Annotated in this window: 10 protein-coding genes; 1 reads left to right on the forward strand and 9 read right to left on the reverse strand. The window is 35.5% G+C overall.

The features are described from left to right. Nucleotides 1–29: 29 nt before the first annotated feature. Entirely contained in the window at nucleotides 30–1,667 is a 1,638-nt protein-coding gene (locus tag DXT99_RS04310; protein ID WP_115564291.1) for a T9SS type A sorting domain-containing protein, read from the reverse strand. Nucleotides 1,668–2,081: 414 nt separating this feature from the next. Between DXT99_RS04310 and DXT99_RS04315 the strand changes: the two genes are divergently transcribed. Then, nucleotides 2,082–3,335 (forward strand): O-antigen ligase family protein, encoded by a 1,254-nt coding sequence (locus DXT99_RS04315; protein ID WP_115564292.1) that lies wholly within the window; start codon nucleotides 2,082–2,084, stop codon nucleotides 3,333–3,335. A gap of 41 nt (nucleotides 3,336–3,376) precedes the next feature. On the opposite strand, the gene DXT99_RS04320 is transcribed toward DXT99_RS04315, so the two are convergent. Genes DXT99_RS04320 through DXT99_RS04355 form a run of 8 tightly spaced genes read right to left on the reverse strand, consistent with a single transcriptional unit; the run spans nucleotide 3,377 to nucleotide 14,872 of the window. After that, nucleotides 3,377–4,183, reverse strand: a complete 807-nt coding sequence (locus tag DXT99_RS04320) for an ABC transporter ATP-binding protein (protein ID WP_115564293.1) — start codon at nucleotides 4,181–4,183, stop codon at nucleotides 3,377–3,379. 11 nt (nucleotides 4,184–4,194) lie between these two features. Then, the gene (locus DXT99_RS04325; protein WP_115564294.1) at nucleotides 4,195–4,992 is read right to left on the reverse strand and encodes an ABC transporter permease; all 798 of its coding nucleotides are present in this window, start codon (nucleotides 4,990–4,992) and stop codon (nucleotides 4,195–4,197) included. Beyond that, nucleotides 4,989–7,163 carry a glycosyltransferase gene (locus DXT99_RS04330; RefSeq protein ID WP_115564295.1) on the reverse strand — a complete coding sequence of 725 codons (2,175 nt, stop codon included), beginning with the start codon at nucleotides 7,161–7,163 and terminating at the stop codon, nucleotides 4,989–4,991. Before DXT99_RS04330 ends, DXT99_RS04325 begins: the two co-directional genes overlap by 4 nt. Before the next feature lie 3 nt (nucleotides 7,164–7,166). Then, a complete protein-coding gene (locus DXT99_RS04335) occupies nucleotides 7,167–8,024 on the reverse strand; it encodes a hypothetical protein (protein WP_115564296.1) in 858 nt (285 codons plus the stop codon). Nucleotides 8,025–8,027: 3 nt separating this feature from the next. Continuing rightward, entirely contained in the window at nucleotides 8,028–8,771 is a 744-nt protein-coding gene (locus DXT99_RS04340; protein ID WP_115564297.1) for a rhamnan synthesis F family protein, read from the reverse strand. Next, nucleotides 8,764–10,029 carry a rhamnosyltransferase WsaF family glycosyltransferase gene (locus DXT99_RS04345; RefSeq protein WP_115564298.1) on the reverse strand — a complete coding sequence of 422 codons (1,266 nt, stop codon included), beginning with the start codon at nucleotides 10,027–10,029 and terminating at the stop codon, nucleotides 8,764–8,766. Before DXT99_RS04345 ends, DXT99_RS04340 begins: the two co-directional genes overlap by 8 nt. Continuing rightward, nucleotides 10,026–12,281 carry a glycosyltransferase family 2 protein gene (locus tag DXT99_RS04350; protein WP_115564299.1) on the reverse strand — a complete coding sequence of 752 codons (2,256 nt, stop codon included), beginning with the start codon at nucleotides 12,279–12,281 and terminating at the stop codon, nucleotides 10,026–10,028. The genes DXT99_RS04345 and DXT99_RS04350 overlap by 4 nt, the downstream gene beginning before the upstream one ends. 35 nt (nucleotides 12,282–12,316) lie before the next feature. Then, a complete protein-coding gene (locus DXT99_RS04355) occupies nucleotides 12,317–14,872 on the reverse strand; it encodes a class I SAM-dependent methyltransferase (RefSeq protein ID WP_115564300.1) in 2,556 nt (851 codons plus the stop codon). Between the last annotated feature and the right edge of the window lie 14 nt (nucleotides 14,873–14,886).

Here is a 14,886-nt window from a genome sequence, read left to right on the forward strand (position 1 = left end):
CCGGATAAAAGAAGTCAGCTAAACTTACCTCAGATTTTGATAAATTTTTTAAGGTAGCGTTTATCGTTCTGAACTAGTTCCAGCACATAAAGACCGTTTTGTAGCATAGATATATCGAAGGTCTTGGTTAGGCTTTGTGGTTGAAAAACAGAATCTAATAGTGTTTTGACTTTCACTCCTCTAGCATCATATAAATTCACAATCACGTTCGATGCTGTACCGATTGTAAATTGGACATCTACAGTTAAAGACGCAGGCACTGGTGAAACTTTAAAGCCAGCATCACCAGTTGTCATACTCCTGTTGCCCGCAAATGCATTCGGGCTAATACCATTGGGCGCAGATCCATCGGCAGGAAAAATAGGTTGATCCAGGTTGAAATGCATTTTTGTGATGGTGCCATTACCTGTTGCCCCCAGCACATAAAATTCTTCTATATCTATTTCTGTGTTGGATGTTCCCTCCCTGTCAAGGAATACAGGATACCTGAGTGTAGAACTGCTCCAGTTATCAGCAGCATAAAAAGGTACCCTGGCTGACCAATTGATCAAATCCTTTGAAAATCGAAACGCTGCTTTGATGGTATGGTCCCCGCCTCCCATAATGTATTCCTCCACTCCTATAAATTCGTCTGTACCTTTTATTTTAGCCACTGAAAACCTGATGGTGTTACGGCCGGGTGGAAAAACCGGGGTATTTCGGGGGCCCTGCTTCTTAAAGTAATCAGAAGCGCGCTCTTTTGAAAAGCCTTCCGGAAGTGCTGGTACCCAGCCGCTTTTCGACCACGATTCGTATTTAGCAGGTGTTAGCAAATCAGGAACGTGTGCCCGAATCAGCTTCACTCCTCCTTTTCCATCATGCGATTCGTCAATCACAAAAATGTATAAGTAATCGCCCTGTATGATGGAGGAAGGATGCCTTAGTCCTTTAGACGCCTGCGTACCGTCTGCATTTAAATAACCAGCAGATGGCCATGCTATAGGACCAATGTCATTCAGATAGGCGCTGCCCCACTCATTTTCCTTGCTATAAGAAACCCAGTTGCCATTCAAAAAACCAAAATAAGATTTCCAACTATCCTTGTAGGGTTTTCCTCCGGAGTATGTGCTGTTATCATTTTCGTTGATAATAAAGTCAGGCCTTACAGAGTTTTGATAGAGGTACTCAGCAATTTTCTCATTCTTATTTTCTCCATGGCTTAAGGCAAATAAAATCTGCTGCCCAGAAGGTGTATGATTTACGACATGCGCTGAAAAAATGCCATTGTAATTCCTTCTCCAGTGATAGTTCTCCCATTCCCGATGATACTGGTACGCTTGATTCTGAAGGTGATTTGGATCAAAAAACCGGCCCCACCAATGTGATGAAGCTGTTATCCATTGAGGTTTATTTCCTAACCAGCTACCAACATGCAGTACGTCATCTTTGGGCTTTCCTATAGATTCGGTGCTGTTCCACATAGTGGAAAAATAAGTAGTGAAAATGTACTGATACGACTCACCCTTAATAATCAATGGAGGCGCTTCATTCCAGAATACGGGAGATGCATCTGTCTTGATAAATTTTGTATGATAAACATTTAAAGAATACTCGTTCAGATCCAACGATTGAGAAAAAGTAAACCTGACAAAAAACAAAAAACATATTACCAGTAAATATTTCCTCATACACCTCTTGCTTTTGTTAAAAAAATAATTAGGGCAATTTGAGGCTATATACAGTATTTATATTCTTAGGGTTTAAGCTGAACGGATTTTAGCAGACGCAATTTACTTATGAAACGAACGCTGCATTTATTCCCAGTGCGCATAAAGTTGTATATCAAACATTTACCCATGGTGCTTTAACGCTTGGTGCTTATAGCTACAGATAGAATTAACGCGCAATAAAAGAATTATATGCAATACGAACACCAATATGCCGCTGCATGTAATACCGCACTTATGCTGGTGGAATAGTATGAAATAAATTATAAAGCTATTGCTGGAAAAACTGTAGCCAACTACCTGATTTGCCCTTAAATAGTTCTTTCAGAAGCCGGAATTAAATGTAAATTTGCGCTCCTTCATATTATTATATTCATGACAAAGCAGGAGAAAACCCTTTTTATACTTATTGTACTTTTCTTTGTAACGCTGTTTTTTTCAAAGTTAAGAATTCCCAATATCATTATCACTGGAGCTATTGCCATCTACTGCTTTTCCCTCTCCTCCATTAAAGAGAAACTAAAGCTGCTAAAGCAGCGCAGGTCAATCCAATACATGCTGTTCTTCTTCCTGCTGGTTATCATCAGCATGTTGTTATCCGATAATCGTGATAAGGGATTAACTTATTTGGTGCTGCGCCTGCCCCTGCTGGTTTTTCCTATTAGCCTCGGGTTAATTAGCATGAGAAAAGACTTTAAAGAAAAACTCTTGCTTAGCTACGCCTGCATCACAACGCTTATATGTGTCCTTTGTCTGGGTTCTGCTATTTACAATTACCTGACAAGCCACCGCAACGACGCTGTTTATAATGATAATCTTACGCTGCTCATCAAGCAGCAGTCAGTATACATCGCGCTACTTGTCAATTTCGCTATTTATACTTTCCTGTACTTTATCCTGTTTCGCAGTACAAAGTATAAAGGATGGATGGCACTGGCTATGATGTTTCTTTTCGGGTTCAGTTACCTGTTAGGCAGCCGTATCAACATGGCCGTATTAATGGTTATGTGCCTCGCCCTGTGTCTGTATTATATCGTAAGCGAACGAATGCTGCTCGAAGGACTGGCACTGACTTTTGCTTTACTCATAGGCAGCTTTCTTGTTTTCAAGTTTCAGCCCCAAATGCTGAACCGCTACAAGGAGCTTGCCTACAGTAACTATAATTATGAGAATAAAGGAATAGAAAGCCACTACAACATGGAGCTAACGCCAGACCAATGGAATGGTGCTAATCTCAGGTTAGCAGCATGGAATTGTGGATGGGAGCTGTTCAGAGAAAACCCCATAGTTGGAGTGGGCTTAGGAGATAAAAAAGACCTACTCATTCAAAAATACCAGCAAAAGAACTTCTATTTCGCTATCGAAACTAATAAAAATGTACACAACAACTACCTCGACATCCTGTACAGCATGGGCATTATTGGCTTAGTTGTCTTTTTAGTCGCCTGGTTCTTTTCGCCCCTTGTCAGTGCGATAAACAGCAGAGATAGTTTGGCAGCGATGATGCTCATAACTTTGGCCTGCGCCTGGATAACAGAGATTTATCTAGACAGAAGTTTCGGCGGTATCATTGCTGGCTTTTTTGTACCCTTTCTGCTGGCCGATAAGAAGAAAAAAGGGCAGCCGTAGTGGCTGCCCTTTTCTGTTATGAAGTAAAAAGAAAATATATGCTAGGCAGAAAGAGCTGCTGCAGTAAGAGCTTCTTCCGCTACAACAGGCTCGGCACTTTCAGATTTTACAATAATCTCATTGTCCTTGAGGTATAAAGCGATAGCCTCTTCAGTGTCTCCAATATACTTCAGCTCGCCATTCTTTAAAAATGCAGCTCTATTACAGTACTGCCGAATCACCTCCAGGGAGTGGCTAACCAGAATGACTGTCTTTCCTTTTATCCAGGAGCTTTCAAAAACCTTTACAGCCTTCTCCTGAAACTTAGCGTCCCCAACTGCAAAAATCTCGTCCAGGAACATAATATCAGCCCCGGCATTCACGGCTATAGAGAAGCCCAGCCGCGCCACCATACCCGAAGAATAGAACTTTATCTTAGTGTCTATGAAGCCTTCCAATTCGGCAAAGGCTACTATCTCATCAAAGATGGCATCAATTTCTTTTATCTTCAACCCAAGTACAGAGCCTGAGACATAGATATTCTCCCGCGCTGTCAGCTCATGGCTCATGCCAACACCTAAGTTCATCAGCATGGTAGAGCCATTGATATTTATATAGCCACTATCTGTAGGATAAACACCAGCCAATAATTTGACCAATGTTGATTTACCACAGCCGTTACGCCCTAATAATCCTATACACTCCCCTTTCATTATTTCCAGAGTCATGCTTTTCACAGCTGGAACATATTTTGTCCTAGGAGGATTAAAAAGGTTAAACAAGCGATGCTTCACTGTGTTATGACTGTCTTCAGAGATCTTAAAGGTCTTACTAATATTTCGTGCTTTGATAGCAATGTTATTTTCCATGATTAAACGAATTATAGCTTTTCAGCAGCTTTTGAACCAAGTTTGTTTAACAAAATAAGACCGATGAAGAGAAATGAAAGAGCATATCCAAAGTCAAAGAACATTAGTTCGAAGTCTGGCTGTATTCCTTGCATCATTACACGGCGTGCATTGATAATAATTCCAGCTATTGGATTTGCATAATCAAAATTAGGAAGTGCTTCTTTAAAACTTGATAATTTATAAAATACTGGCGATAAGAAGAACAGACATGTAGCAAATACTTGCCATATCTGATTTATATCCTTAGCAATAACAAAGATGTTTGATAGTATAAGTGATACGCCAAGTGAAAGAATAAACACGTTGATAAATATAGGAAACATCCATAAGCTTTCTACATTAGAGCCGAGAGATTGAGGTTCAATAAAGTTATAATAAAGAAGGAACATCAAGATATTAAAGGAGAATCCAATTACGTTACTTAACAAAGTAGACATATAAATTTCTAGCTTATTCATATTACTGTATTCATACAAATATTTCTTTGTATTCAAAATTTGTATAGTTCCACTTGTACTTTCTATAAAAAAATTGAAAATAATAAGTCCAATAAAAAGATATGATGCGAAAGCAGGTACATCTTGCTTCATGATCACCTGAAAAACGATATAGTAGATTCCGATGTCCATAATAGGCTTTAGTAGAGCCCAAAAAACACCGAGTTTGTTTTCGTAATAACGTAGTTTGAACTCAATTTTTGCGAGTAGCCATAGCCTCTCAAGCTTGTTTGATCCAGAATACCAGTTGTTTAGTACTTTTACTATCATAAACTATATTTATTTAAAATATTATATGCGCGATAAGCAATATGCTTCAGGTGTTTATTTCTTTTTATAAAAGATAGAAGTTCTTTAGCAAGTTGATTATTGAAAGGTATATTAGAATTTAATTGAAGGTCTTTACTTGGATTATCCAATTTTGTTCCTGAGCCATTTGCACTTACCAAGCTATAAATATCAGTGGCAAATGTAGCATAAAAGTCTCTATGTTTACTGCATATATAGTCTATTAAAATCTGTTTTTTTACTTTAGAAACACCTCTTATCATAGAATTCTTCCGTACTCTATAGTAAAATAAAGTTTCCGGTATTACAACCCCACTAAATCCTTTACTTGACAAAGAAATCACACTTTCATAATCTTCAAGTCCCTGAAAAGGCATATTTCTATCATTCTTCCCTGCTGCTAGAAAAGCACTTCTTTTATAAACCAGAGCACTGGAATTAACCAGGTTGTGGAAAAGAATCAATGGCGGTTCGGGAGAAAAAGTGGGCCATACCTTATTGGATCCTTCAAAATATTGCGTCCAAGCTCCAACAAATTGAACATTGCTATACTCTTTCAAAACTTTCACAGCTTTCTCATAATAGGTGGGCGCCACTTTATCATCTGCATCCAAAAAAGCTAAATACTCTCCTTTAGCACTTTCTGCTCCAGTGTTTCTTGCATTGGCAAGCCCTTGATTGGTTATATCTATTACTCGAAACCTAGAATCGCTTCTATACTGCTGGAGCTTTACAATGCTTTCATACACTGTGCTGCCATCATTGACAATGATTATTTCGGCAGGATGCAAACTACTATTGAGAAGCGATTCAACTGTTTCATCGATGTATTGCCCCATGTTAAAATATGGGATAACTACGGACAACGAGCCTTTTGAAGACACAGTAACACGCTTACCTTGATGTGCAGAGAGCTTGATAAATGGGAAATCTTTTTTAGAAATATCACGCTCCAACATAGCCTTCACTACTATGATCTTTCGCTCATAAATGGTATTTAGATTATAGGCATTGGCAATCCGTTTCACAGCATTTGCACTAATTGCAGCTCTTTGTTTAGAGTTTAATCGCAGGATTTTGTACAACTGAGAGCTAAATGAGCCTGCTTGATCGTGGTCGAAAACAAAACCGTCTACACTATCTGTTACTACCTCAGACTGGCCTCCTTGTTTTGAGACGAGAACAACTATGCCCAAACTCATCATCTCCATTACTACATATGGCAAATTATCAACAGTACTTGGAACGATAGCAATTTTAGCTCTAGCTAGTCTGTTTATGATATCTGCAGGCTTAAGTTGGCTCTCTAACCGGAGGAGACCTTTATCAACGTACTCTTTGTAGTTCTTCCTAACAATGTTTCCCATTGTATTGCCTTCGGGATGATAAACAATGTCTTGCCCTCCAATCAAAAACAATGAATCTGCAAAGCCATTGTCCCACAATTCTTTAAAGTAATGAAGCAGACGGAAAGTCCCTTTCTGAGCAGAAAGTTTACCAAAGAAAACAATCTCTTCCTGAATTGCAGGAGCTTCTAACGTTTGTGTGTCAATTTGAAATTCAAATGGATTAGGTATTACATAAAAATTAGTATGACTAAATTCTGCTCGCTTCCTAACTTCATCTATCAAATATTGGCTGGGAGAAATAACGATGTCTGCAGCCTGTATGCAAAAACGCTCCATTTCCCCAATCCAGTAATTAGGATATTGAAAAAGGGGGACGTGGTTATACTCCAAGTATAAATATGCAGGAGAGTGCATAGTAATCAGCATAAAAATATCCTTACACCAATCATACTTCAAATATTTGTACTGTAGCAGGTAATAAGCAATGCCTAAATATTCCTGAGCCTCGATTACATCTGGTTTTCCTTCACGTTCGACAAATTTTCTTATAATATGAGCAAACTCATAACTTAAACTTGTTGTATGACCTAGAAAAGCTGTTGAATTGGTGCTAACTGGATTGAAGCGAATAATCCTAGCACCACCACTATAACTGACTACAATATCCTTAACTGTCTGGTCATTGACAAACACGGAAACTTGATGTCCCTTTTGGGTGAGCATTTTAGCAGTATAAAAGTTATAGGTACTTATACCACCACCGTAAAAAGGAGGAAATTCAGTTGTAAGGAGCCAATATTTCATCCTTTAATGATCAAAGCTTCTTTTTATTAATGAGCGAAGAGAACGTTTGCCCATAGTTACTTTGATTATGTGGCCAACACGTTTATACCAGAGTGGTAGTGCTTCATATTCTTTATGATACCAGTTTATTACATCAAGATATTCCTTTTCTTGTATTTCTTTGCTAAGGTTCAAAAACTCATAATATAAAAGATTCCTTTTTCTTAGGTTATGATTTTCAACTTTTACCTCATCAACAGCCTGTTTCAAATTTATAATATTTTTAATATAGTCAAAATTCTCACAATCAATATTTAGTAAAGAATCTATGCTAACTGAATCATTAGAAAAGCCATCAATGATGATGAAGCTTGAATATTTATTATTCGAACTAATAGCTTTGTTAATGCTAAATTGAACATTAGCATTATAAAAATGCTCAGCATCAATTGATAATAGCTTTTCTTCATCCTTGATACCATCAAATGTTAAGGGTGAAGAAATACATGGTACATGGATCTCACTGTCTCCACTAATATGTTTGAACCGTTCTTTGAAGTTCAAAATCTGATCAATACAATTTTCTGTAGTGGATTGAGAGTGTATAGGAATAACTTTATTTCCACTATGGCGACAATAATTAGCTAAAGAAGTGCATAAATAAAGTAATCTTAAGTACTCCTGATTAAAATTGTTTTGTAAGTTTTCTTCGCTTAGGGAAATAATAAATTTTATAGAGCTTTTGGACAAGAAAACATATAGCTTTTCATCAATTTCATTTAAATCATCCAAAACGATGTTAACCCCAATCAAGTTAGAACTATCAGTTCTAAACCGCGTTAACTCATGAAGTTGCTTTACTTTGACTTTTATGTACAACATAACCTATATACCGTCTATAGTTAACCCTTTGGAAGTTACTATCCAACTAAGCAGCCTCTCCCATGAATGAGTATAAGTACCAGTAAAATTATCTAGGACATTCCCATTTTCAAGTTCACACCTAATATCTAAAGGATTATTATTTGTAAAAAATTCTTCTAAAACTTTTGCTCTTGACCAGAAAATTGTACCTGCTACATACTTTAAGTGTGGAGGGGAAATTTCATACTTTGTTGTTAATCGATCGAGTATTGGACCATTTAGTCCTGCCCATCCCCCCTCTGTTCTTGATTCACTAATTATGTATTCTTTAGTTGCAACAATTCCAATATTCTGATTTCTTCTGAACTTGTCAATAATCAGTTCAATGTTTTCTTCATGAATAATTTTCATCAAACCATTCCTCCAGTTCTTACTATTCAGTGCATGCAGACTCTTTTTATCATGCAAGAAAATAAAATATTCACACTTATATTGAAGTTGGCGATATAAAGCTAGCAGGAGTAATTTTGCTCCAATATCTTTACCTTTATTAGAGCTATAAAGTATAAATGAATCAGGGAAAGCAGCCAACAGCTTACTTTTAACAGCTGCTTTTTCTGGCGTTTCATCTGAAATGTTGAAGAAAAAGACGACACTATACTGCTTTAAGACAGTTAACTCATCTACAATTAAATCAACACTGTCTTCATAAAAAATATGATAAAAAACTGCTATTTTATAAGCCTGGATGTTTTCTCTATTCATTCTGTGATAAAACCTTATTCCTCAGTTCAGTTATAAAATTGAAAGTTGTAGATTGATTGACGAAATAGTTACTCACAAAAGTATTTTTTTCGAAATATTCGGAATCTATCTCAAACATATTACATAAGTCTGCTACTCCTTTTGCAATACTATCAGGTGTTAAAATATCGAGACTTTTAATATTTTGATGGTATTCAGAAAGATCCTTATTGTAAAAAGAATTTGTTAGTACCCCAAGATTGAATGCGGCCATTTCTAGTGGAGGATAACTTGGGTGAGGAGAAATCATAAGCGAAACACCAACAGCAGAAGAAACTAATAAATCGGCATATTCTTGCAAGCTCACTTTGCCTTTTACATTTATACTTAATTTGTTACCTAACACCATCGAAGGATAGGTTTCTCCTAATGATATAATTTCCCATTCTTTTGCATTTGAATACCTCCAACTCCACAACTCTAGACCTTTAGCTAAAAGCTCAAAAGCATTCCTTTCAACAGATGGTCTCCCATAAATTATAATTCTCTTTTTTCTAGGTGAATGTCCTAGCCTAGTTAGAGAAGAAGCCAATGTTTTATTTAACGAAGGCTCAAAAATATAATATTCGTTAAACTTAATTCCATTCTGCGCTATAAAATCAGATAACAGCTTAGTATTGATTACAGGTAGTACATTAGATTCTAGATATGTACCTAATGATAAAAAATATCTAGATGACCATTTATAAAAAGCAGGCTCAAAATCCTGTATTAAATACACTAGTGGCTTTGCTTTTATCTGCCAATGGTGCTCTTGCCATTTTTGTATGAGATATCCATTATAAGCTGTCCACCATGCAGTAGCAACAAAGACATCGTTTTTACGAATAGGGATACTTTTATTATAACGATCCCCAAAACAGACAATAATTTTACCAGTTGTATCATCATCATCAGCTTTATATAATGTCCAATCATTCCTGCATGGCAAACCCAAAAGATCACTTTCTACTTCGTCGGTGATAATTATTCTTATATCTGAATCTTGTATAGATAAAGACATAAAAAAATCTATAGCAGTATTGATACCACCAAATGAAAACTTGAGTGATAAGGCAGGTATCAGTAAATTTAATCTTACTCCTGAAAGTCCACTTTGCCTACAACCTATTTCTAAAACTTCTGGTATATCATAAGCAGGTGGTTGGGCATTTACATGCAAAGGATGAGGATCTACTTTTCTTAAAGCTCTAATTTTTTTCCTGATAAATGATTTCATGAAACTGGTACTTTACAGACAGGTGAAGTATGATATAAAGAAAGATTTGGATTAAAGAAAGGGTCGCATTTTAACGTCCGGTATGGTTCGTACTTAATCGCTGATTGCAAAAAATCATTTTCAGGGACTTCGCTTCCACGGCTTTTGGATTCATAATGGTACAGCCTCACATTCGTGTCAACAACATTATAAAATGAATTTCTAAAAGCTCTAATACCCAGTTCTACGTCACTACCACAGATAATGAACTCTTCATCAAATCTGTTCAATTTAACAAACTTTTCTTTTTCAATAGCAACACATGCACCCGTTACAGCTAAAACATTCCGTGTCAACACATTGGAAACGTAAGGGCTAGGAAAATGAGAAGGCTTCATATTTTTAAATACATGATCAGCCCAACCATTCATACCTAATACTACTCCAGCATGCTGAATGGTGTCATCTTCATATAAAAGCATGGCTCCAACGGTAGCAACGTCAGGCAAACTCGCCCATTCACAAAGGCGCTGAATCCAATCATTTGAAATGACGGAAATGTCATTGTTTAAAAAAATGAGAAAATCACCAGTAGCAAATTCAGAACCATAGTTATTTAATTTGGACCAATTGAATGGGAAATTCGCATCTATTACCTTCACCTGCTCATAAACTGTTTGAACCTTATCAAAGTATTCAAAAGTCTCCTTCTCTACTGAATTATTATTTAGGACCAGTATTTCATAGTTATCCCAGGAGGAAAGCGATACAATACTATTTATACAAGGTTTTAAAAACTCAATTTTATCCTTAGTTGGAATAATTATAGAGACCTTCTTCTTTGTTTCTAGTTTAAATCTTGGAACGTAGGTAAAGGTATTTATTCCATCTTCTAGATAATCAAACAATACTGGGTATTTCTTTGATAAAAAATCTTCTAATGATTTTTTACCCGAAATATGTGCATAAGGCTTGGAACTGCTTTGAGAGGAAGTAGACTGATCATGAAGACGCCAATGATATAATATAAAAGGCAGATGTTTGATCTTTGCACCCTCGGCTATAGTTTTCAGAAATAGATCATAATCTTGACTACCTTCAGAACCATTAGTGAAGCCACCTACTTTTTCTACCAACCCCCTTCTAATGCAAGTTAAATGAGTGATATAGTTTTGATTATAAAATAATGCAGGTGACCAGTCAGGCTTAAAAAAAGGAAGAGACCTAAAACCATTAACATCAATTTTATCCTCATCACTATATATAAAATCTATAGATTTATCCAAGTTTAAGCACTCAACTATTCTATATAAAGCCAAAGGAGCAAATTTATCATCATGATCGAGTAAAGTAATATATTCTCCAATAGCTAATTCTAAAGCAGAATTACTACAAGCTGCTATATGTCCATTCTCAGCCCTTAATATGAACTTAATCCTACTGTCTTTTAGAGCATATTCCTTAATTACCTGCCTAACTTCTTCACTTGTTGAATTATCATCCGCAATACATAGCTCCCAATTTGGATAAATTTGGCACAAAACGGAATCAATACAATCTTTTAACCAGACAATAGGGGTGTTATAAGTTGGTAACAATATAGACATCAAAGGCCTATATTCGAATTCAGACTGCTTCGAAGATAATTCTTCCAGTTGCTGAGGGCTATAGCTATCATGTTCTTCTATCCAACTTTCATAGTTAAATAGATCCATTGAAAATGCCTTACTTTTATTGATAAGATTTACAACATTGCTTTGATTATTTTGAAGTAAAAAAGAAGCAGATCTAAAATAGTTCTTAGGAATATTCCGATAATTACTTTCGTTTTTTAGTTTATCTTTAACTAATTTAAAAATGCTAAAACTCTCAACTGCACATATTTCTATTTCGTTGATTGTGAATTCTACATCAGGTTTATCAGTTGGATCAAATCTAATTTTCAGTACAGGCTTATGCACAAAAAAGAAGCACTCAATAAAACCATTATGAGAATGAGGCAAATTCAGTATCTCTTGTTCGTTATAGCCTGAGCCAGTATCAAAATAAAATTTTGGGTTATTAATTTTCCCCTTAACAACAGTGAAATCAAACAAAAATTTATAATAGCCGCGGTTAATTCTCGCTTTTAATTCAATATTCAACTGAGGATCTGTACCATAAGTAGTATAAACTTCTGCATCACTAAAGGAATTTACTACATTAATATCATATACATCTTGTAACCTATCTACAAAATTAAAACGAGCACCTTTAACCTTTGTAAGTTTCATCAAAGTACATTAAAATCATTAAGCGATAAATTGTATTAATTATCTTTTAACTTTTCTTTCACAACCCCCCAAAGGGTATTTTTTGAATATTTGCTGCTCAAAATCTCAAGTTGCTGTTTTAAGCTAATATTAAGTTCGCCCAATTTCATTAACTTATCTTCCTTAGAATCAATTTGTTGCAACAACTTTTCAATAGTTTGATTAAGAACTTCCAGTTGAATTCTGGTATTTTCTCTTTCCAAAGCTTTTTCTTTAACAATATTCCGCAGTGTATCCTCCTTTTGTATTACCTGTTTTACCATTTCTTCCATTTGCTGGCTGTTAATACCGCTTTCTTTGATGCTATCTGATAAAAAGCTGACCTTATTTTCTAAAAGATTTTCTACACGTTGCATAACAAGATCAAATGCATCTTCAACATAGTGGCTTTGCTTATCCAGAAAAGATACAACAGCACCTTCTATCGACTTCCTATAATTTATCTCCTCAAATTCTTTATTTATATATTCTTGGGAAATCTCTGAAACGTTAATATCAATTAGGAGATCATGGCAGGATTGAATATCGGGAACATCAAACTCTATACTGGGATCATCTGATAATGCAAGAACCAAAAATTTATTTGTATAGATAGAGCTTTTTAACAATAAAAGGTTGTTTGCCAAAAAATGAAATTTTTTATCGGAGTCTAAGCAAAAAAGAATCTTTTCACTACAACTTCTTAACTTTAATTTGCTCAAGTAAAAAGCACCACGCTTTTCTCCAAGGTCAACCCTTAAACTAGATACTGCCCCCTTTATATCTTTAAGAGCAATTAAAGTTTTATCATCTTGTTTAGCAAGATTTATATAATATCGAAAAGAATCCTGCTCACTGAAGGATTCTCCAGAATTTTTCCAAAATAATTGAATATCTAAATCGTGCAATGGCAAAAGAAAATCTACAGATTCTCTTTTAGTATTAGAAGTGTTTTTTATATATGGGATCAATCTATTACCAATGCTTGAAGGGGTGCTATATGTTACTGTTTCAATAAAACATTTCTCCCAAGAAAGGCAACGATTAAATTCAACTTCAGTTAAATCAATTGAGTTCTTTAGCAGTGCCAAAGTTAAACCTAAGACATCATCAGGTACTTGATCATTTGAATCTCTAAAGGAGAAAATCCTCAATAAACTATTGTATATTCCTCTGAAAAAAACATAGAATAAAGGTATATTTTCATGATAATACCACTCTAAGTCAAAAAATGCCGCTACACCATTATCCTGTATAATAATATTGAATGGTGTTAGATCAAAATAAGCTCTATCTAAATAAGGCCTTCCTTCAACTTGAAAACTTTGCTCAATTAGTATGTGATAATACTTATCTGACCATTTTTTTAAGTCATCATAGTTCCATTTATCATTTGAAGTTATATTAATTGCCTCTTTAAAAAGGAGTTCTCCAAACAAAAATTTTTCATCAAAGAGCCTATGTTCAATATTGTTAGCAGTTGAAAATGAGTTGTACAGCTTTTTTCTAACAACTTCTATATCATTGACAGTATTTAGTCTGTAGTTATTCTCCTTGCAGAATTCGCGTTTCCTTGAGGTACTATATGAATATGCAAGAACATCTGTGTTAACAACATCAACATTGTTGCTAGAGCAAATCAAAAAAGAGTTTGAAAATTCAGAGAGTAGTTGATTTTTTTCTAGTGCTTCTCCAACAAGGGATGAAGAAAATCTTGTATCGTATGTCTTTGCTTGATGATATTCATATTTTTCCAATAGTAAATCTTTCACTGAAAAAGATTTATCACGGAGCCCCTGCTCTGTGATCACAGTATCAGGAAATTTATAATCAGGAAAAGGGTAATAGAAATTGTTTTTTTTAAATCCTGCTAATTTCAATAGGTCAATAATTTCCAGCCTACCAAAGGTGACTGCCGTATCTTTACGGTACTTGTTTTCTAGTCCAAAATATTCTTTTCCTACATGATCCTCCGGTGCACCTAACCAATACTTTAATCCCAATTTATTTTCAATAGCGATTATATTTTCGCCAGATTCCGTTAGCATTTGTTTTACTTTAGATAGCATTGCTAAGGGTGCATTATCTGCCTCAAAGTAGAGGTTGCTATACTCTAGCACCCCAATAAGTGTAATAAAATCAAACTTATCATCCCACACAAAGCTTTGAAAGCTATCACAAACAACAGTTACATTCTTTAAATCCCGACATCTCTCAGCTGTTATAGATGCCCTTCTGGCGCTACCTTCAACAGCTACTACTATACATCCTAATTCTCCTAAAAACCGTGTTATTGCTCCACAACCAGCCCCTATTTCTAAAACTTTTTTTCCTTTTAATTTATCAGCTAAGGGGCGTAAAATATTTGCCCTTGTAGGTGATAGATGATACAAAGAAGGCCAGTCTTTGATAGCTAAGAAAAGTTCTTCAGAGCCTGTAGCAAGATCGGAGGCAACTTTTACAACATCATATATATATTCTTCAATGTCATCCCCATCAGAATAGTTGAATGCTTTCTCAGTTACTGGGAAAAAAGCTTTTCCCTTTAATTTATAGTTCAAAAGTTGTGTCATATAGTTGAAGATTA

The sequence above is a fragment of the Pontibacter diazotrophicus genome, assembly GCF_003367245.1.
GTDB lineage: Bacteria > Bacteroidota > Bacteroidia > Cytophagales > Hymenobacteraceae > Pontibacter > Pontibacter diazotrophicus.